Here is an 18,253-nt window from a genome sequence, read left to right on the forward strand (position 1 = left end):
CCGCTGTTCGTCCCACCCTCGCCAGGAGCCGCCGTGTACGCGCAACCCAGCAAGGCCCCCGAGCGCAAGCCGACGACCGTGCCCGGCCTGCGCGCGATGAAAGCGCGCGGCGAGCGCATCGTCATGCTGACCTGCTACGACGCCAGCATGGCGGCGCAACTGGAGGCTGCCGGCGTCGACGTCGCGCTGGTCGGCGACTCGCTCGGCATGGTCGTGCAGGGCCACGCCAGCACGCTGCCGGTGACGCTGGACCAGATGATCTACCACACCGCGGCGTCGGCGCGCGGGCTGCGCGCGACGCTGCTGATCGCCGACATGCCGTTCATGAGCTACCGCGATCCGGCCACCGCGCTGGCCTCGGCCGGACGGCTGGTGGCCGAGGGCGGCGCGGCGATGGTCAAGCTCGAAGGCGCCGGCTGGGTGTGCGAGGCGATCGCCGCGATCGCCGCGCACGACGTGCCGGTGTGCGCGCATCTCGGGCTGACGCCGCAGTCGGTGCACAAGCTGGGCGGCTATCGCCTGCAGGGCAAGCAGCAGGACGCCGCCGAAAAGCTCGTCGCCGACGCGCACGCGGTGGCCGCCGCGGGCGCCGAGCTGCTGGTGCTGGAATACGTGCCGGCGCCGCTGGCGGCGCGCATCAGCAGCGAGCTGGCGATCCCGACCGTCGGCATCGGCGCCGGTCCCGGCTGCGACGGCCAGGTGCTGGTCAGCTACGACCTGCTCGGCCTGACGCCGGGCAAGCGGCCGCGCTTCAGCAAGGATTTCCTCGCCGGGCGCGATTCGGTGCAGGCGGCCATCGCCGCCTATGCCGACGACGTGCGCGCCGGGCGCTTCCCCGGTCCCGAGCACAGCTTCGAGTCCTGATGCAGACCGTCACCGACGCCGCCGCGCTGCGCGCCGCGGTCCGCGCCTGGCGCAGCCAGGGCCACGCCATCGGCTTCGTGCCGACCATGGGCAACCTGCACGCCGGCCACCACTCGCTGCTGCGCATCGCGCGCAGCCGTGCCGAGCGCGTGGTGGCCAGCGTGTTCGTCAATCCCACCCAGTTCGGGCCGAACGAGGATTACGCGCGCTATCCGCGCACGCTGGCGCAGGACCAGGCCGGCCTGGCCGCGCACGGCTGCGACCTGCTGTTCGCGCCCGACGTCGCGACGATGTACCCGTCCGGCCCCGAGCGCACGGTGACGGTCAGCGTGCCCGGCGTGACCGCGACGCTCGAGGGCGCGCATCGTCCCGGCCATTTCGACGGCGTCGCCACCGTGGTGACCAAGCTGCTCAACCTGGTGCAGCCGGACGTCGCCGTGTTCGGCCAGAAGGACTGGCAGCAGCTGCTGGTGGTGAAGACGCTGGTGCGCGACCTCGCGCTGCCGGTGCAGATCGTGCCGGGGCCGACCGTGCGCGAGGCGGACGGCCTCGCGCTCAGCTCGCGCAACCAGTACCTCTCGGCCGACGAGCGCGCGCGTGCGCCGGCGATCCACGCCACGCTCGAATGGATGCGCGCGCAACTGCGGGCCGGCCATCCGCGCGAGGTGGTCGAGGCGGCCGCGCGCGGGCGCCTGGAACAGGCCGGCTTCGCGCCGGACTACGCCGTGGTCCGGCGTGCCGAGGACCTGGCCGAACCCGCCGCCGGCGAGGATTCCGGCCTGATCGCGCTGATCGCCGCCCGGCTCGGCGCCACCCGTCTGATCGACAACCTGCCGTTCGACGGGCTCTGACTTGTTGCGCTGCGGCAAACTTCGCGCCATCCCGTATAATCGCGTTTCGCCGGCGCCCGTCCCCCGGCGCTTGCCGAGGTAGCGTCACATGCAGCTCAACATGCTCAGGGCCAAAATCCACCGCGCCACCGTCACCCAGGCCGAACTGCACTACGAGGGTTCGATCGCCATCGACGGGCGCCTGCTGGACGTCTCCGGCATCCGCGAGTACGAGCAGGTCCACGTCTTCAACGTCAACAGCGGCCACCGCTTCATCACCTACGCGATCCGCGCCGAGGAGGGCTCCGGCTCGATCACGGTGAACGGCGCTGCCGCGCACCGCGCGCAGCCGGGCGACCTGGTGATCATCTGCGCCTACGCGCGGCTGGACGAGGCCGAGCTGGCGCAGTTCAAGCCGACCCTGGTCTACGTCGACCGCGACAACCGGCTGACCCACACCAATCACTCCATCCCCAAGCAGGCGGCCTGAACGCCGCAGGCGGCCGCGGCTGAAACCGCCGCGGCCGTTCGCTACCATCGCGGCTTTCCGTCCCCGATACCGGAAGCCATGGCCGCGGATCGAAGCATCGCCGAGCAGTTCGCCGCACACGCGGCGCGCCTGCGCTCCACCCACCTGCGCACGTTGCTGCGCGACGACGCGCGCGCCCCGCGCCTGCGCCACCGCCTCGGGCCGCTGCTGCTCGACCTGACCCGGCAGAAGCTCGACGTCGCCGCGCTGGACGCACTCGGCGCGCTCGCCGAGGCGCGCGGCTGGCAGGCGGCGCGCGACGCGATGTTCCGCGGCGATCCGATCAACGCCTCCGAGCGGCGCGCGGTGCTGCACACCGCGCTGCGCGCGGGCGGCGCGCATCTGCCCTCGCCGGCGCCGGCGGCGCTGCGCGCCGAGGTCGCGGCGACGCTGGAGCGCATGGCGCACATCGCCGACGCGATCGAGGCCGGCGAGAGCGCGGCGCTGGGCCTGCCGGAAACGATCACCGACGTGGTCCACGTCGGCATCGGCGGCTCCGACCTCGGCCCGCGCCTGGTGGTCGAGGCGCTGGCGCCGTTCCACACCGGCCGCGTGCGCTGCCACTTCCTGCCCAACGTCGACGGCGACGCCACCAGCGCGCTGATGCGCCGGCTGGATCCGCGGCGCACCCTGGTGCTGCTGGTCTCGAAGAGCTTCGGCACGCAGGAAACCCTGCTCAACGGCCGCGCGCTGCGCGCATGGCTGGTCGCCGCGCACGACGGCGACGCGGACGCCGCCGCACGCCACTTCATCGCGGTCAGCGCCAACGTCGAGGCGGCGGCCGCGTTCGGCGTGCCGCGCAACCACGTGCTGCCGATGTGGGACTGGGTCGGCGGCCGCTACTCGCTGTGGTCGGCGGTCGGGCTGGTGATCGCGCTGGCGGTCGGCATGCCGCGTTTCCGCGAGCTGCTGGACGGCGCCGCGCGCATGGACGACCACTTCCGCGAGGCGCCGTGGCGGGAGAACCTGCCGGTGCTGCTCGCGCTGGCCGGCGTCTGGAACCGCAACGCGCTCGGCTATCCGAGCCTCGCGGTGATCCCGTACGCCGACCGCCTGCGCGAGCTGCCCGCGCACCTGCAGCAGGTCGAGATGGAGAGCCTCGGCAAGCGCGTCCGCGCCGACGGCGGGCCGCTGGCCGATGCCAGCGTGCCGGTGCTGTGGGGCGGCGTCGGCAGCAACGTGCAGCACGCGTTCTTCCAGGCGCTGCACCAGGGCACCGACGTGGTGCCGGTGGACTTCGTCGGCGTGGTACGTCCCGACCACGCGCTCGCCGGCAACCACGACGCGCTGCTCGCCAACTTGCTGGCGCAGGCCGCGGCGCTGGCGCTGGGCAAGACGCACGAGGAGGCGTTGGCGGAGGCGCCGGCCGGCGACGCCGTCGCGCGCGAAGCGCTGGCCGCGCAGCGCACCTTTCCCGGCGACCGCCCCAGCTCGGTGATCCTGCTGGACGCGCTGACCCCGCACAGCCTCGGCATGCTGCTGGCGCTGTACGAGCACAAGGTGTTCGTGCAGGGCCGCCTGTGGGGCGTCAACGCGTTCGACCAGTGGGGCGTCGAGCTGGGCAAGACCATCGCCAGGGCGATCCTGCCGGCGCTGGACGGCGACGCCGAGGACAGCGCCGCGTTCGATCCCTCCACGCGCGCGCTGATCGAGGCGATCCAAGCGCGTCGCGAAGCGCGCTGAGCGCGGCACGTGGGATGCGGCGGGCGCGGCGAACCGCATCGCCGGCGCGCGATGCGCGCTCCGCGGCATGCGATTCGGCTTCGCCTCGCCGCATCCTACGGCTTCGCCGCATCCTGCGAAGCGTCGTGCGCCTTGCGCGCCTGCTGTTCCAGCGCCCAGGCGACGTGCTCGCGCACCAGCGCCGACGGATGATCGGCGCGCGCGCGCAGCGCGGCGACGACGTCCTCGGCGTACGGCGCGTTGCCCAGCGCCACGGCGACGTTGCGCAGCCAGCCCTCGTAGCCGGCGCGGCGGATCGCCATGCCTTCGGTGCGGGCGAGGAATTCCGCCTCGCTCCAGGCGAACAGCTCGACCAGCTTGCTGCCGCCCAGCGCGTGGCGCGGCGCGAAGTCGGGTTCCGCGGTGACCTTCGCGTACTTGTTCCAGGGGCACACCAACTGGCAGTCGTCGCAGCCGAAGATGCGGTTGCCCATCAGCGGACGCAGCTCGAGCGGGATCGCGTCGCGCTGCTCGATGGTGAGATAGGAGATGCAGCGCCTGGCGTCGAGCTTGTACGGCGCGATGATCGCCTGCGTGGGGCAGACGTCGATGCAGCGCGTGCAACTGCCGCAGTGCGCCGAGGGTGGCGCGTCGGGCGGCAGCGGCAGGTCGGTGTACAGCTCGCCGAGGAAGAAGTACGAGCCGGCGTCGCGGTTCAGCAGCAGGGTGTGCTTGCCGGTCCAGCCGAGCCCGGCGTTGCGCGCCAGCGCTTTCTCCAGCACCGGCGCCGAATCGGTGAAGGCGCGGTAGCCGAACGGGCCGGTGACCTCGGCGATGCGGTCGGCCAGCTTCTGCAGGCGGCCGCGGATCAGCTTGTGGTAGTCGCGGCCGAGCGCGTAGCGCGAGACGTAGCCGAGCGTCGGATCGCGCAGCGTCGTCCACGCGTCGCGGATATCGGGCGGCGCGTAGTCCATGCGCACCGAGATCACCCGCAGCGTGCCGGGTTGCAGCTCGGCCGGACGGCTGCGCTTGACGCCGTGGCGCGCCATGTAGTCCATGGTGCCGTGCAGGCCGGCCTCCAGCCATTCGAGCAGGTGCGCCTCGTCGGCGCCCAGTTCCACGTCGGCGATGCCGACCTGCTGGAAGCCGAGTTCGGCGCCCCAGCGGCGGATATCGGCGGCGAGCGCGGCGTAATCGATGCCGGCGGGCGGCGGCGAGGGGGCGGTGGCGGACATGCCGCCATTCTAGGCGAGCGTGCCGCGACGGTTGCGGTCGCGGCGCTCCGTATAATCCCGGCATGGCCGCCATTCCCGCCCCATTCGCGCTGTACACCGCCGCACAGGCGCGCGCGCTCGATCGCGCCGCCGCCGAGCGCTACGGCGTCGACAGCTACGACCTGATGCAGCGCGCGGCCTGGACCGCGTTCGCCGCGCTGCGCCGGCGCTGGCCGGAAGCCTCCCGCATCGGCGTGCTGTGCGGCCCGGGCAACAACGGCGGCGACGGATTCCTGCTGGCGAAGCTGGCGCTCGAGGCGGGCCTGGCGGCGCACGTGCTGGCGCCGGACGACGCGGGACGCGGCGACGCGGCGCGCGCGCGCGCCGCCTTCGCCGAGGCGGGCGGGCGCATCGAATCGTGGCGCGCGGCGCTGCCGGCGGCGGATGTCTGCGTGGATGCGCTGTACGGCACCGGGCTCAACCGCGCGCCGCAGGGCGAGGCCGCGGCGCTGATCGAGGCGCTGAACGGCTGCGGCGCGCCGGTGCTGGCGCTGGACCTTCCTTCCGGCCTCGATGCCGACAGCGGCTGCGCGCCCGGCGCGGCGGTGCGCGCCGCGGCGACGGTCAGCTTCGTCGCCTGGAAGCGCGGCCTGTTCACCGCGCAGGGTCCGGATCATTGCGGCGCGCTGGAGCTGTCGACGCTCGACCTGCCGGAAGCGCTGTACGCCGCGCACGCGCCGGACGCGCGGCTGCTGGCCGCGGAAGCGCTGCCGCCGCGCGCACGCGGCGGCCACAAGGGCGACTACGGTCGCGTGCTGGTGGTCGGTGGCGACCACGGCATGGGCGGCGCGGCGCGCCTCGCCGGCGAGGCGGCGCTGCGCGTCGGCGCGGGACTGGTCGAGATCGCCACGCGCGCCGAGCACGTCGCGCCGATCCTGGCCGCGCGGCCCGAACTGATGCCGCGCGCGGTGGACGGTCCGCAGGCGCTCGCCGCGTCCTGCGAGCGCGCCGACGTGATCGCGCTCGGCCCGGGCCTCGGGCAGGGCGCCTGGGGCCATGCGCTGTGGCTGACCGCGCTGCTCGACGCGCAGCGCCCGCTGGTGCTGGACGCCGACGCGCTGAACCTGCTCGTGCGCGAACCGCGCGCGCTGCGCGGGCCCGCGGTGCTGACCCCGCATCCGGGCGAGGCCGCGCGCCTGCTCGGCTGCGACGTCGCCGCCGTGCAGCGCGACCGCTACGCCGCCGTGCGCGCGCTGGCGCAGCGCTACGCCGCGGTGACGGCGCTGAAGGGCGCAGGCACGCTGATCGCCGCGCCGTCCGGCGAGGTCGCGGTGTGCCGCTGGGGCAATCCGGGCATGGCTTCGGGCGGCATGGGCGATGTGCTGACCGGCGTGATCGCCGGCCTGATGGCGCAGGGCCTCGCGCCGTGGGAGGCCGCCTGCCTCGGCGTCGGCCTGCACGCGCGCGCGGGCGACCTGGCCGCCGCGCAGGGCGAGCGCGGGCTGCTGGCGTCGGACCTGTTCCCGCCGCTGCGCGTGCTGGTCAATGGCCAGCCGCATGAGTGAGGCCGCCGTGCTCGAGGTCGATCTGCCCGACGAGGCGGCGACCGCCGCGCTGGCGCACCGGCTGGCGCCGGCGCTGCGCGCGGGCGGCGTGGTCTACCTGCACGGCGAACTGGGCGCCGGCAAGACGAGCTTCGCGCGCGCCCTGCTGCGCGCGCTCGGCGCGAACGAACGCATCAAGAGTCCGACCTACAGCCTGATCGAGAGCTATCGCTTCGGCGGCATCGTCGCGCACCACCTCGACCTGTATCGCATCGCCGATCCGGGCGAACTGGAATTCCTCGGCCTGGATGCGTTGGCGGAACCGTCCGGCCTGGTGCTGGTGGAGTGGCCCGAGCGCGGCGCCGGCGCGCTGCCGCCGCCGGATTGGCGGCTCGATCTGGCACATGCCGGGACGGGGCGGCGCGCGCGGTTATCGGCGCTTTCGGCGCCGGCCCGGGAGGCCCTGAGAAACCTGCAGCCCCCACGAACGAACCGGGCGTAAGCAGGCGCTTGCCGCCGGTTTCTGAGCGGGCTCTCACAAACAGATTGCAGCCCACGGATTGCAAAGGGAAAACCTCTTGCAAAGCCGTGGCGGTTGCAGTTCAATCCGCGACCATGCGGGGAGTGTTTTCCAGGATCGGTATCCGGCTGCTGGCCGCCTGTGCGGCGGGCAGCCTCGCGCACGCGGCGGCGGCGGCCGACGTGCAGGCCCTGCGCGTGTGGTCCGGCCCGGAATACACGCGCGTGGTGTTCGACCTGTCCGGCCCGCTCGACTACAAGCTGTTCCAGCTGGCCAGCCCCGATCGCGTCGTGCTCGACCTCGACGGCAGCCGCTTCGCCGACGCCTTCAAGGCGCCGGCGGCCAAGGGCCTGATCAAGAGCGTGCGCGCCGGCAAGCGCGGCAACGACGGCGCGCGCGTGGTGTTCGACCTCAACGAATCCGCGCGCCCCAAGAGCTTCCTGCTGAAGCCGACCGACGAATACGGCTACCGCCTGGTGCTCGACCTGTACGGCGCCGCCAAGGCGATGCCGGCGGTGGCCAAGCGCATCGACGACGCGCTGCCCGGCAAACCGCGCAAGGTGGTGGTGGCGATCGACGCCGGCCACGGCGGCGACGACCCCGGCGCCAAGGGCGCCAGCGGCACCTACGAGAAGAACGTCACCCTGGCGGTCGCGCGCGAACTCGCCGGGCTGATCGACCGCCAGCCCGGCATGAAGGCGGTGCTGACCCGCGACGGCGACTACTTCATCCCGCTGAAGCGCCGCTACCAGATCGCGCGCGAGAACAAGGCCGACCTGTTCGTCTCGATCCACGCCGATGCGTTCTCCTCCAGCGACGCACGCGGCTCGTCGGTGTGGGTGCTGTCGCCGCGCGGCGCCGGCAGCGAGGCTTCGCGCTGGCTGGCCGATCGCGAAAACCGCGCCGACCTGGTCGGCGGCGTGTCGCTGGACGACAAGGACGACACCCTCGCTTCCGTACTGCTGGACCTGTCGCAGGGCTACACGATGGAGGCCAGCAACGCCGTCGCCAACGACGTGCTGAAGGCGCTGGCGAAGCTCGGCCCGACCCATCGCGGCTACGTCGAACGCGCCAACTTCGTCGTGCTGCGTTCGCCCGACGTGCCTTCGGTGCTGGTCGAGACCGCGTTCATCACCAACCCGGTCGAAGAGAAGAAGCTGAAGAGCCCGGAACACCGCGAGCAGCTCGCGCAGGCGATCCTGCAGGGCGTGCGCAATTACTTCCAGTCGACGCCGCCGCCAGGCACGCTGTTCGCGTACAACGCCGGCCGCGAACCGCCGGCGCCCGCACCGCAGCAGGTCGCTTCGCGCCGCGCCGGCACCAGCACCAGCGGCAACGGTGGCGCCAACGGCGACGACGCGGACAGCGCGCAGGCGCTGCATCGCGTGCTGCGCGGCGAGACGCTGTCCGGCATCGCCCAGGAGTACGGCGTCAGCCTCGACGAGCTGCGCAGCGCCAACCGCCTCGATGGCGACGTCGGCCTGCGCGCCGGTGCGGTGCTGGTGATCCCGGCGTCCTGACGCCCGGCGCGGTTCGTCGGTATGCTTGGGGGCCTCGCGCGCAGGCCCGCCATGCCGAACATCCGTCCGCTGCCCCCCGAACTCGTCAACCAGATCGCCGCCGGCGAGGTGATCGAGCGCCCGGCTTCGGTGGTCAAGGAACTGGTCGAGAACAGCCTCGACGCCGGCGCGACGCGCATCGAGATCGACATCGAGGAGGGCGGCGCGCGCCTGATCCGCGTGCGCGACGACGGCAGCGGCATCGCCGCCGACCAACTCGCGCTGGCGGTCGCCGCGCACGCCACCAGCAAGATCGCCAGCTTCGCCGACCTCGAACGCGTCGCCACGCTCGGCTTCCGCGGCGAGGCGCTGCCGTCGATCGCCTCGGTGTCGCGCTTCGCGCTCACCTCGCGCCCGCGCGAGCAGGGCGCCGCGTTCCGGCTGGAAGTGGACGGCGGCCGCGCGCAGGCGCCGCGCCCGGCGCCGCATCCGCCAGGCAGCAGCGTCGAGGTGCGCGACCTGTTCTACAACGTGCCGGCGCGGCGCAAGTTCATGCGCGCCGAGCGCACCGAGTTCGGCCACATCGACGAACTGGTGAAGTCGCTGGCGCTGGCGCGCACGCACATCGAGTTCCGGCTCGGCCACAACGGCAAGCCGCTGCGCCTGTTCAAGCCGGCGCGCGACGAGGCCGCCGCGCTGGCGCGCGTCGCCGAGGTGCTCGGCCCGGACTTCCCCGCGCAGAGCCTGCGCGTCGAGCACCGTGCCGCCGGGCTGGCGCTGGGCGGCTGGGTCGGCCTGCCGACCGCGGCGCGCGCGCAGCCGGACCAGCAGTACTTCTACGTCAACGGCCGCCAGGTGCGCGACCGCGTGGTCGCGCACGCGGTGCGCCAGGCTTACGCCGACGTGCTGTTCCATGGCCGCCATCCGGCCTACGTGCTGTTCCTCGAACTCGATCCCGAAGGCGTCGACGTCAACGTGCATCCGGCCAAGCACGAGGTGCGCTTCCGCGAGGCGCGGCTGGTGCACGATTTCCTGTTCCGCACCCTGCACGAGGCGATTGCCGAAACGCGCGCCGGCGCGACCGCGCCGCAGCTCGCGGTGGCGCCGCCCGCAGCGGCGGCCGCGGCGTCGCAGGCGCCGCGCGCCGGTGCCTGGCGCGGCCAGGCGCCGCTGCGCCTCGGCGTGCGCGAAGCGGCGGGCGATCCCTACGCCGCGCTGCTCGGCACCGCGGGAACCGCGCTTGCGTCGGCGCCTGCGGCTGCCGCACCGCCGCAGCCGCAAGACGGCGAAACGCCGCCGCTCGGCTTCGCGCTGGCGCAACTCGCCGGCATCTACGTCCTCGCCGAGAACGCGGACGGGCTGGTGCTGGTCGACATGCACGCCGCGCACGAGCGCGTGACTTACGAGAAATTGAAGGCGGCGCAGGCCTGCGACGGCATCCGCTCGCAACTGCTGCTGGTGCCGCTGGCGCTGGCGGTCAGCGAACGCGAGGCGGCCGCGGCCGAGGAGCACGCCGGAACGCTGGCCGCGCTGGGCCTGGAGCTGGACCGCAGCGGCCCGCAGCAGGTCACGCTGCGGCGCGTGCCGGCGCTGCTGGACGGCGCCGATGCCGCGCAGCTCGCGCGCGACGTGCTCGCCGACCTCGTCGCGCAGGGCAGTTCGCGCAGGCTCGAGGAACTGCAGAACGAGCTGCTCTCGACGATGGCCTGCCACGGCTCGGTGCGCGCGCACCGGCGCCTGACCCTGCCGGAAATGAACGCGCTGCTGCGCGAGATGGAGGCCACCGAGCGCTCCGGCCAGTGCAATCACGGCCGCCCGACCTGGACCCAGCTCAGCGTGGCCGAGCTCGATCGCCTGTTCATGCGCGGACGCTGACGTCCGCGCCGTCGCCCAATCACGGGAGTTCCCGATGTTACGGACCAGCCTGTTCCTCGTCGCCGCCATGGCCGGGGTCGCCCACGTGTCGGCCGAACCTTCCCCCGACTACGCCAAGCAGATCGACCAGTGGCGCGCGCAACGCCTCGCGCGCCTGACCGCGCCGGACGGCTGGCTCAGCCTGGTCGGCCTGCACTGGCTGAAGCCCGGCGCCAGCACGGTCGGCAGCGCCGCCGACAGCGACGTGGTGCTGAACGCGGGCCCGGCGCATCTGGGCACGCTGACGTGGAGCGCGGACGGCAAGGTGCGCATCGCGCTGGCCGACGGCAGCGGCGCGCTGATCGACGGCAAGCCGGCCGCATCCGCGGAACTGCTCGACGACAGCCACGACGCGCCGACGCGCGTGTCGTTCGGCAGCGCGGGCTTCTACCTGATCGATCGCGCCGGCCGCAAGGGCCTGCGCGTGAAGGATCCGGACGCGGCGACGCGCGCGCATTTCCTCGGCCTCGACGCCTTCCCCATCGACCCGTCCTGGCGCATCGAGGCGAAGTGGATTCCGTTCGAGCCGGCGCATGAGCTGGAGATTCCCACCGTGATCGGCACCGTCGAAAACTATCCGGTGCCCGGCAAGGCGGTGTTCGAGCGCGACGGCCACACCTACGAAATCCTGCCGGTGATCGAGGTGCCGGGCGACCAGGAGCTGTTCGTGATCTTCGCCGACCGCACCAGCGGCAAGGAAACCTACGGCGCCGCGCGCTTCCTGTACGCGCCGATGCCGAAGGACGGCAAGCTCGTGCTCGACTTCAACAAGGCCTACAACCCGCCGTGCGCCTTCACGCCGTACGCGACCTGTCCGCTGGCGCCACCGGAGAACCGGCTGGACCTGCGCGTCACCGCCGGCGAAAAGAAATATCGCGGCGCCGAACACTGAGGGTGTCGCCGTGCGCGTCCTGCTGCTGTCGGATACGCACGGCGCGCTGGACGCGCGTATCGCCGCGCTGGCTGCGGACTGCGCGCTGGCGGCGCATGCCGGCGATGTCGGTGCGGCTTCGGTGCTGGACGCGCTCGCCGAGCGCTGCCCGCGCGTGATCGCCGTACGCGGCAACAACGACGTGGCGGCGAAGTGGCTGGGCCCCGCGGCCGCGCTGCACGGGCTCGACGCGGAGGCGCGCATCGAGCTGCCCGGCGGCGTGCTGGCGGTGGTGCACGGCGATGCGCTCGCCGCGCGCGATCGGCATGCGCGGTTGCGGCGCGTCTACGCCGGCGCCCGCGCCGTGCTGTACGGACACAGCCATCGCCTGTGCGTGGACGACGCCATCGCGCCGTGGGTGCTGAATGCCGGCGCCGCCGGGCGCGCACGCACCCACGGCGGGCCGAGCTGCCTGCTGCTGCACGCCGGCGTGCGGACCTGGCGCGTCGAGGCCGTGCGCTTTCCACCGGCGTAGGACGGATCGGCGGCGGTGCCGATCCCGCGCAGTCGCGCGTTCAGCGTCCGCCGAAATCGGGCTTGCGCCGCTCGAGGAAGGCGCGCGTGCCTTCGCGCATGTCCTCGGTCGAGAAGCACAGCGCGAACGCCTGCGTCTCGTAGGCGAGGCCCTGCTCCAGCGCGCATTCGCCGCCCTGGATCACCGCATCGAGGATGCCGGCCAGCGCATGCGGCGCGGCGGCGGCGAGCTGGTCGGCCAGCGCGTCGACCGTCGCGTCGAGCTGGTCCGGCGCGACCACGCGGCCGACGATGCCGAGCTGGTGAGCGTGCTGCGCGTCGATCTGCGCGCCGCCGAGGCACAGCTCCAGCGCGGCGCCGCGGCCGGCCAGGCGCAGCAGGCGCTGCGTGCCGCCGAAGCCGGGGATCAGGCCGAGGTTGATCTCCGGCTGGCCGAACTTCGCCTTCTCGCTGGCGACGCGCAGGTGGCAGGCCATCGCCAGCTCCATGCCGCCGCCCAGCGCGTAGCCCTGCACGCGCGCGATCACCGGCTTGCCGAGGCGCTCGATCGCCAGCATCAGCTGCTGGCCCGCCTGCGAGAACGCCTGCGCCTGCAGCGGCGCGAGCGCGCTCATCTCGGCGATGTCTGCGCCGGCCACGAACGCCTTGTCGCCGGCGCCGGTCAGCACCACCACGCGCACGGCGTCGTCGTGGCGCGCCTGCGCGAAGGCGATGGACAGCTCGTTCAGCGTCTCCCGGTTCAGCGCGTTGAGCTTGTCCGGCCGGTTGACGGCGATGGTGCGCACCGCGCCGCGGTCCGCGAGGAGGAGGTTGCGATAGGCCATGGCGAGGTTCCCTTTGCGTCAAACCGGCGATGGTAGCGCAGGCCGGGAACCTTCCGCCGCGGCCACGATCTCAGCGCAGCGGCCCCCTGTCCGACCGGCCCCGGCAGCGCCGCGGCGGGGGCGGCCTCCGTATGGAGGCGCCCGCGCGCGTCCGTTATGATCGAAATTTCGGCGCGCCGGCCGGCGCGCGGCTTGGGAGAAAGGCATGAGGCTCACCCGGATACTGGCAACCATCGCCCTGCTCGCGGCGGCCGGCGTCGCGCTGGCGCAAGGCGCGCAGACCGCGCCGGCGCCTCACGTGGCGATCGACAAGGACAAGCTTTCCTACGCGGTCGGCTACCAGATCGGCGCCAACTTCGTCGGCGACAAGATCGACGTCGACATGAACACCGTCGTGCGCGGCCTGCAGGATGCCTACGCCAAGCGTCAGCCGACGGTGCCGATGGCCGACATGCAGCAGCAGCTCGGCGCGATGCAGCGGAAGCTGTACACCGAAGCCAAGGCCGCGTTCGACAAGCTGGCCGCGGAGAACAAGCAGGCCAGCGCCAGGTTCCTCGCCGAGAACCGCACCAAGAAGGGCATCGTCACGCTGCCCTCCGGCCTGCAGTACCAGGTGATCGAGGAGGGGCAGGGCAGCAAGCACCCGACCGCGAACAGCGACGTCACCGTGCACTACCGCGGCTCGCTGCCGAGCGGGCTGGAGTTCGAGAGCACCTTCGCGCGCGGCGAGCCGGTGACGTTCAAGGTCAACCAGATGGTGCGCGGCTGGCAGGAAGTGCTGCCGATGATGAAGGCCGGCGACTACTGGCGCGTGTTCCTGCCGGCCGAGCTGGCCTACGGCGAGCGCGGCCAGCCGCCGCGCATCGGCCCCAACCAGGCGCTGGTGTTCGAGATCAAGCTGCTCGACGTCAAGCCCTGACGAACCCCTGCGCGGATTCCCGAATCCGCGCTTCGGAACACGGACCCATGCCTCCGGACCCCCATCCCCCGCTGCGCGAGGGATGGACCCTCGACTCCAGGGGCGGGAAGCCGGTACGGCGCGCCGCAGAGGCGTTGTGGCGCAGGGCGGCTCAAGCGCACAGCCGCCGGGCGTGGTTCGGGGGCTCCGCCCTGCGCTGCCCGCGCGGCGGGCAGCGTCAGCCGGGACCGACCACGCGCACTTCCTCCAGCGCGCGCTCCATGTCGAGCTTGATGCGGTTGATCAACCGCGTCGCCGGTTCCGCGGCGGATTCGTCGTTGCCTCCGCCGGACAGCGCGGCCTGGCCCTGGGCGATGATCGCCGCCTCGTCGTCGGGCACGAACTGGGCGAGGTAGACGTAGCCGCGCATCAGGCCTTCGCGCAGCTCGGGCTGGTCGGCCGGCAGTTGTTCCAGCAGCAGCCGGATCGCGTCGCGGATGCGCGCCTTCGGGTGCGGCAGCAGCGATTCGGGCAGGCCGTAGACGTCCGGATGCACGCGCGCCAGCACCTTGCCGTAGTCGCTGACCAGCCGTGTCGCGAGTGCGAACATGAGGACGTCCCCGGCCGCGCCGCGGCCTTTGGGCTAATCTAGCAACCTTGTTCCGGTTTCCCAACTTGCGAGCGTCATGTCCGCCGAAGCCAACGCGCATCCCCCGCTCACGCCGTGCGTCGGCGTTTGCCGGCTGGATGCGGACGGCCTGTGCGTCGGCTGTCGCCGCAGCGGCGACGAGATCGCGCGCTGGAGCCGGCTGGACGATGCCGAGCGCCTGCGCGTGATGCGCGAAGTGCTGCCGCTGCGGCGGATGCCGCGATGAACGCGCCGCTGCTGCAGGCGCTGCATCCGCTCGACGCGCCGCCGGCGCCGCCCGGCTGGAACCACGCCGAGCTGGCCGACCTGATCGGCGCCGCGTCGTGCACGCCGGCGGCCGTGCTGGTGCCGGTGCTGGGCGGCGCCGAGCCGGCGCTGCTGTTCACGCGTCGCACCGAGCAGTTGCGCCATCACGCGGGCCAGGTCGCTTTTCCCGGCGGCCGCATCGAGGCCGCGGACGCCGACGCGGTCGCCGCGGCGCTGCGCGAGAGCGAGGAGGAGATCGGGCTGGCGCGCAGCGCGGTGCGCCCGCTCGGCTACCTCGACTGCTTCGAGACGATCAGCGGCTTCTGCGTGACGCCGGTGGTCGCCGCGGTCGCGGCGGGCACGCCGCTGCGGCTGCAGCCTGGCGAAGTGGCCGAGGTGTTCGAGGTGCCGCTCGGCTTCTTCCTCGACCGCGCCAACCTGCACACCCGGCAGATCGACTTCCGCGGCCGGCCGCGCGAAGTGTTCGAGTTCCGCCACGGCGGGCACACCATCTGGGGTGCGACCGCGGGCATCCTGGTCAACCTGCTGCGCAGGATGGGACAGCTATGACGACGTACGCGACGCTGATCACCGCCCCCGAGCTGGCCGCGCTGCCGCCCGCCGGCGTGCTGGTCGTCGATTGCCGCTTCGACCTCGCCGACCCGATGGCCGCCGAGCGCCTGCACGCCGAAGGCCATCTGCCCGGTGCGGTCTACGCGCATCTCGATCGCGACCTTTCCGACCTGTCGAAGCGGGGGCAGGGCCGCCACCCGCTGCCCGATGCGGCGGCGTTCTCCGCGCTGCTGGCGCGCTGGGGCTGGACGCCGGCGCTGCAGGTGGTGGCCTACGACGCCGCTGGCGGCGCGCTGGCGGCGGCGCGGCTGTGGTGGATGCTGCGCCTCGCCGGCGCGTCGCGCGTCGCCGTGCTGGATGGCGGCATCCAGGCCTGGACCGCCGCCGGCCTGCCGCTGGAATCCGGCGTGCCGGCGCGTGCGCCGACACGCGTCGAGGCGCGCTACGACGAAGCGCGGCTCGCCGGCTTCGACGTCGCCGCGCGCGCCAAGGACGATCCCGCGATGCTGCTGCTGGACGCGCGCGCCGCGCCGCGCTACCGCGGCGAGGTCGAGCCGATCGACCCGGTCGGCGGCCACGTGCCCGGCGCGCGCAACCGGCCGTTCGCCGACAACCTCGACGACGGCGGCCGTTTCAAGCGCGCGCAGACGTTGCGCCAGGAGTTCGCCGCGCTGCTCGGCGCGCGCCGGCCGGCCGACGTCGTGCACATGTGCGGCTCGGGCGTCACCGCCTGCCACAACCTGCTGGCGATGGAACACGCCGGCCTCGCCGGCTCGCGCCTGTTCGCGCCATCGTGGAGCGGCTGGGTCGGCGATCCGACGCGGCCCGTCGCCCAGGGCGACGCGTAGGGCGGGCCTCGACCCGCCTCGGCGGGCTTCCAATGCGGACATCGAGACGCGGGTAGCGTGCGCTCCGTGCGCGGAGCGCACGCTACGTGGCGTCGGCTCGGCGCCGTGATCGACGGCGATGCGCAAGGCGGATTTCGAGCCGCTGCCGTTTGTGCTCCGGTCGCCGACGCGACGATGGGAAACGGCGGGTCGGGAGCCGCCTACGATTTCTTTTCCTTGAGCTTCGCCACCAGCGCGTGCAGCACCGCCTGCGCTTCCGGCGCGAACCAGCCGTCGAGGAATTCGTGCACGGGCAGCGCGGCCGGGTCGGCGAAGATCGCGGCGAGGTCGGCGCGCGCCATCGCCCGCGTTTCCAGCATCGCCTTGCGCGGCAGCGCCAGCAGCTCGCGCAGCCAGGTCAGCGCGTGCGCGACCACGTGGTCGACGTCGGCCAGCTCGTCGACGAAGCCGACGGCGCGCGCCTGTTCGGCGTCCAGCATCGCGCCGGCCACCAGCAGGCGCTCGGCGCGGTGCGAGCCGAGCAGGCGGCGCAGCGCGGCCTGGATGCAGCCGGGCACGGTCAGTCCGACCTGCACCTCGTTCAGGCCGATCTTGAACGGGCCGTGCGCCATCACGCGCCAGTCGCACATCAGCGCCAGCACGGCGCCGCCGGCCGGGCTGTGGCCGGTGACGGCGGCGGCGGCGGGGATCGGCGAGCGCGCCAGCGCCGCGCACAGGCCGAAGAAGTCGCGCCAGAACGGCTCGAAGCGCGCGCGGTCGAGCGCGAGCAGCTCCGGCACGTCGAGGCCGGCCGAGAACATGCCGGGCGATCCCGACAGCAGCAGCGCGGTGGCGCCTTCGCCGGGCGCGTCCTCGACGGCCGTGCGCAGCGCGCGCACCAGCGCGGGGTTCAGTGCGTTGACCGGCGGGCGCGCCAGGCGCAGTTCGCGGATGCCGTCCTCGTGGTCGATCGTCTGCAGCATGGGGGTCACTCCGTTTCCTGCCCGGCGGTCCAGGTGTAGCGCAGCGCGTAGTCGAGCGTGGCGCTGCCGTGCGCGGGCACCGGCACGGCGAATTCGAGCAGGTCCGGCGTCTGCCGGGAGGGTTTCAACGAGGACGAGGCCAGCGTCCACGCGCGCCAGCGCGAGGGGCGCTCGCGCACGGTGACGGTGCGCGCGGCGTCGCCGGCATTGCTGAGCGTGATGCGGAACGCCTCGTCCATGCGGCGCGCGGCGCGGTCGACGTGGAATGCGGTGCGTTCGCGCGCGCCGCGCAGGTCGAAGGCGGTGCCCAGCACCGCGTCCACCGGCCTGCTTTTCGGCGTGTCGGCGATGCGCGCCTCGCCGAGCAGTTCGGCATGGCCGTCGCGATCGACGGCCAGCACGCGCAGGTAGCCGGCGGGCAGGCTGTCGAAGGCGGTGAAGCGCAGCGTGCTGGCGACCTGGCCCTCGACGTGCGTCGGCCCCATCATCGGCTGCAGTTGCGGCACCGGCGGGGACCATGCGCCGGGCGCCGGATCGAAGATCCAGGCGCGCTGGCAGTCCAGCGTGCGTGCGGCATACAGCGGTACCTGGCTGACGCTGGCGTCGGGCAGGTCGACGCGCTGCGGCAGCGTGTAGCTGCGGTAGTCGCCCAGCGCGGCCTGCTGCGGCGTGTAGGCGTCGGCTTCGGCGGCGGGCGCCGCCATCGCCTTCATCAGCACCGGGCGCGGGCCCGAGCTCTTGGCGAAGTTCGGTTCGCCGGCGACCAGCTTGAGCGCGGCGCCGCGGTAGTCGCGGCCGCTGCGGTTGGCGATGCTGGCGCGCGCATCGAAGGCGATGCGGCACGCAGCGCCGTCCTGCAGCGTCGCGGTGTAGGCGGCGCGCCAGCCGAGGCCGCCGGCGGGATAGGTGAGCACGGCGTCGGCCGCGCCCTTGCGCGCGCTGTCCACGGTCAGCGCCAGCGTGGCGCCGCGTGCGCCGGCGTCGGCGCCGGTCAGCGCCACCGCGGCGTAGTCGCGCAGCACCATGACGCGGCCGTCCGTCGTGCGCACGCTGAGGCTGTCGCCGGCGTCGAGCAGTTCGCCTTCCGCGAGCGGCTTGCCGTCGGTGCCCAGCACGCTGACCGTGCGGCCGACCTGGCGCGCCAGCAGCGCGTTGCCTTCGCCGCGTGGCAGCAGCAGGCGCTGCATCAGCACGCGCACGCCGGCGCCGGCGTCGAGATCGACGGCCTCGGGGTCGAGCGTGGTCGGCAGGCCGGCGAGCGCCAGCGTCTGC

Annotated in this window: 17 protein-coding genes and 1 pseudogene; 13 read left to right on the forward strand and 5 right to left on the reverse strand. The window is 73.4% G+C overall.

The genetic code is table 11. The annotated features are described in order from the left end of the window. Positions 1–33: 33 nt before the first annotated feature. The 4 genes from panB to pgi all read left to right on the forward strand — a co-directional run bounded on the left by panB (position 34) and on the right by pgi (position 3,906). The gene (gene panB / locus ABFC67_RS12380; protein WP_346738354.1) at positions 34–864 is read left to right on the forward strand and encodes a 3-methyl-2-oxobutanoate hydroxymethyltransferase; all 831 of its coding nucleotides are present in this window, start codon (positions 34–36) and stop codon (positions 862–864) included. Then, positions 864–1,715 carry a pantoate--beta-alanine ligase gene (gene panC, locus ABFC67_RS12385; RefSeq protein WP_346738338.1) on the forward strand — a complete coding sequence of 284 codons (852 nt, stop codon included), beginning with the start codon at positions 864–866 and terminating at the stop codon, positions 1,713–1,715. Before panB ends, panC begins: the two co-directional genes overlap by 1 nt. 88 nt (positions 1,716–1,803) lie before the next feature. Beyond that, on the forward strand, positions 1,804–2,184 hold the full coding sequence (gene panD / locus ABFC67_RS12390; protein WP_346738339.1) for an aspartate 1-decarboxylase: 381 nt from the start codon (positions 1,804–1,806) through the stop codon (positions 2,182–2,184). 78 nt (positions 2,185–2,262) lie between these two features. Beyond that, on the forward strand, positions 2,263–3,906 hold the full coding sequence (gene pgi / locus ABFC67_RS12395; protein WP_346738340.1) for a glucose-6-phosphate isomerase: 1,644 nt from the start codon (positions 2,263–2,265) through the stop codon (positions 3,904–3,906). A gap of 95 nt (positions 3,907–4,001) precedes the next feature. On the opposite strand, the gene queG is transcribed toward pgi, so the two are convergent. Further along, positions 4,002–5,120, reverse strand: coding sequence for a tRNA epoxyqueuosine(34) reductase QueG (queG, locus tag ABFC67_RS12400; RefSeq protein WP_346738341.1), 1,119 nt, complete (start codon positions 5,118–5,120; stop codon positions 4,002–4,004). 62 nt (positions 5,121–5,182) lie between these two features. Between queG and ABFC67_RS12405 the strand changes: the two genes are divergently transcribed. The 6 genes from ABFC67_RS12405 (at position 5,183) to ABFC67_RS12430 (ending at position 11,982) form a co-directional block, all read left to right on the forward strand. Then, positions 5,183–6,664, forward strand: coding sequence for an NAD(P)H-hydrate dehydratase (locus ABFC67_RS12405; protein ID WP_346738342.1), 1,482 nt, complete (start codon positions 5,183–5,185; stop codon positions 6,662–6,664). After that, on the forward strand, positions 6,657–7,145 hold the full coding sequence (tsaE, locus tag ABFC67_RS12410) for a tRNA (adenosine(37)-N6)-threonylcarbamoyltransferase complex ATPase subunit type 1 TsaE (protein WP_346738343.1): 489 nt from the start codon (positions 6,657–6,659) through the stop codon (positions 7,143–7,145). Before ABFC67_RS12405 ends, tsaE begins: the two co-directional genes overlap by 8 nt. A 113-nt stretch (positions 7,146–7,258) precedes the next feature. Continuing rightward, positions 7,259–8,683 carry an N-acetylmuramoyl-L-alanine amidase gene (locus tag ABFC67_RS12415; protein ID WP_346738344.1) on the forward strand — a complete coding sequence of 475 codons (1,425 nt, stop codon included), beginning with the start codon at positions 7,259–7,261 and terminating at the stop codon, positions 8,681–8,683. 51 nt (positions 8,684–8,734) lie between these two features. Then, positions 8,735–10,537: a DNA mismatch repair endonuclease MutL gene (gene mutL / locus ABFC67_RS12420; protein WP_346738345.1), complete on the forward strand. Its 1,803-nt coding sequence runs from the start codon at positions 8,735–8,737 to the stop codon at positions 10,535–10,537. Positions 10,538–10,571: 34 nt separating this feature from the next. Further along, positions 10,572–11,468 carry a DUF1684 domain-containing protein gene (locus tag ABFC67_RS12425; protein ID WP_346738346.1) on the forward strand — a complete coding sequence of 299 codons (897 nt, stop codon included), beginning with the start codon at positions 10,572–10,574 and terminating at the stop codon, positions 11,466–11,468. A gap of 10 nt (positions 11,469–11,478) precedes the next feature. Beyond that, positions 11,479–11,982 (forward strand): metallophosphoesterase family protein, encoded by a 504-nt coding sequence (locus tag ABFC67_RS12430; RefSeq protein ID WP_346738347.1) that lies wholly within the window; start codon positions 11,479–11,481, stop codon positions 11,980–11,982. A gap of 40 nt (positions 11,983–12,022) precedes the next feature. On the opposite strand, the gene ABFC67_RS12435 is transcribed toward ABFC67_RS12430, so the two are convergent. After that, positions 12,023–12,805, reverse strand: a complete 783-nt coding sequence (locus tag ABFC67_RS12435) for an enoyl-CoA hydratase-related protein (protein WP_346738348.1) — start codon at positions 12,803–12,805, stop codon at positions 12,023–12,025. Positions 12,806–13,010: 205 nt separating this feature from the next. On the opposite strand from ABFC67_RS12435, the gene ABFC67_RS12440 reads away from it, so the two are divergent. After that, positions 13,011–13,724: an FKBP-type peptidyl-prolyl cis-trans isomerase gene (locus ABFC67_RS12440; RefSeq protein ID WP_346738349.1), complete on the forward strand. Its 714-nt coding sequence runs from the start codon at positions 13,011–13,013 to the stop codon at positions 13,722–13,724. A 217-nt stretch (positions 13,725–13,941) separates the two neighbouring features. Here the strand turns inward: ABFC67_RS12440 and ABFC67_RS12445 are convergent, their stop codons facing one another. Then, on the reverse strand, positions 13,942–14,313 hold the full coding sequence (locus ABFC67_RS12445; RefSeq protein ID WP_346738350.1) for a hypothetical protein: 372 nt from the start codon (positions 14,311–14,313) through the stop codon (positions 13,942–13,944). 76 nt (positions 14,314–14,389) lie between these two features. On the opposite strand from ABFC67_RS12445, the pseudogene ABFC67_RS12450 reads away from it, so the two are divergent. Both ABFC67_RS12450 and ABFC67_RS12455 read left to right on the forward strand, forming a co-directional pair. Beyond that, positions 14,390–15,168, forward strand: a pseudogene (locus tag ABFC67_RS12450) (CoA pyrophosphatase). Next, positions 15,165–16,019 carry a sulfurtransferase gene (locus ABFC67_RS12455; RefSeq protein ID WP_346738351.1) on the forward strand — a complete coding sequence of 285 codons (855 nt, stop codon included), beginning with the start codon at positions 15,165–15,167 and terminating at the stop codon, positions 16,017–16,019. The pseudogene ABFC67_RS12450 and the gene ABFC67_RS12455 overlap by 4 nt, the downstream one beginning before the upstream one ends. A 200-nt stretch (positions 16,020–16,219) precedes the next feature. Here ABFC67_RS12455 and ABFC67_RS12460 read toward each other — a convergent pair whose 3' ends face one another. Both ABFC67_RS12460 and ABFC67_RS12465 read right to left on the reverse strand, forming a co-directional pair. Beyond that, positions 16,220–16,981 (reverse strand): enoyl-CoA hydratase/isomerase family protein, encoded by a 762-nt coding sequence (locus ABFC67_RS12460; RefSeq protein WP_346738352.1) that lies wholly within the window; start codon positions 16,979–16,981, stop codon positions 16,220–16,222. A gap of 5 nt (positions 16,982–16,986) precedes the next feature. Beyond that, positions 16,987–18,253: DUF4139 domain-containing protein (locus tag ABFC67_RS12465; RefSeq protein ID WP_346738353.1), on the reverse strand; the 1,267-nt coding region annotated here is incomplete at its 5' end.

Origin of the sequence: Mizugakiibacter sp. (assembly GCF_039680435.1) — a bacterium.
Classification (GTDB): domain Bacteria; phylum Pseudomonadota; class Gammaproteobacteria; order Xanthomonadales; family Rhodanobacteraceae; genus Mizugakiibacter.

Bases quoted from the DNA above. Each gene is read 5' to 3' on its own strand.
- panC (WP_346738338.1), top strand. From the start codon at position 864: ATGCAGACCGTCACCGACGCCGCCGCGCTGCGCGCCGCGGTCCGCGCC.
- panD (WP_346738339.1), top strand. From the start codon at position 1,804: ATGCAGCTCAACATGCTCAGGGCCAAAATCCACCGCGCCACCGTCACC.
- pgi (WP_346738340.1), top strand. From the start codon at position 2,263: ATGGCCGCGGATCGAAGCATCGCCGAGCAGTTCGCCGCACACGCGGCG.
- queG (WP_346738341.1), bottom strand. From the start codon at position 5,120: ATGTCCGCCACCGCCCCCTCGCCGCCGCCCGCCGGCATCGATTACGCC.
- ABFC67_RS12405 (WP_346738342.1), top strand. From the start codon at position 5,183: ATGGCCGCCATTCCCGCCCCATTCGCGCTGTACACCGCCGCACAGGCG.
- tsaE (WP_346738343.1), top strand. From the start codon at position 6,657: ATGAGTGAGGCCGCCGTGCTCGAGGTCGATCTGCCCGACGAGGCGGCG.
- ABFC67_RS12415 (WP_346738344.1), top strand. From the start codon at position 7,259: ATGCGGGGAGTGTTTTCCAGGATCGGTATCCGGCTGCTGGCCGCCTGT.
- mutL (WP_346738345.1), top strand. From the start codon at position 8,735: ATGCCGAACATCCGTCCGCTGCCCCCCGAACTCGTCAACCAGATCGCC.
- ABFC67_RS12425 (WP_346738346.1), top strand. From the start codon at position 10,572: ATGTTACGGACCAGCCTGTTCCTCGTCGCCGCCATGGCCGGGGTCGCC.
- ABFC67_RS12435 (WP_346738348.1), bottom strand. From the start codon at position 12,805: ATGGCCTATCGCAACCTCCTCCTCGCGGACCGCGGCGCGGTGCGCACC.
- ABFC67_RS12440 (WP_346738349.1), top strand. From the start codon at position 13,011: ATGAGGCTCACCCGGATACTGGCAACCATCGCCCTGCTCGCGGCGGCC.
- ABFC67_RS12445 (WP_346738350.1), bottom strand. From the start codon at position 14,313: ATGTTCGCACTCGCGACACGGCTGGTCAGCGACTACGGCAAGGTGCTG.
- ABFC67_RS12455 (WP_346738351.1), top strand. From the start codon at position 15,165: ATGACGACGTACGCGACGCTGATCACCGCCCCCGAGCTGGCCGCGCTG.
- ABFC67_RS12460 (WP_346738352.1), bottom strand. From the start codon at position 16,981: ATGCTGCAGACGATCGACCACGAGGACGGCATCCGCGAACTGCGCCTG.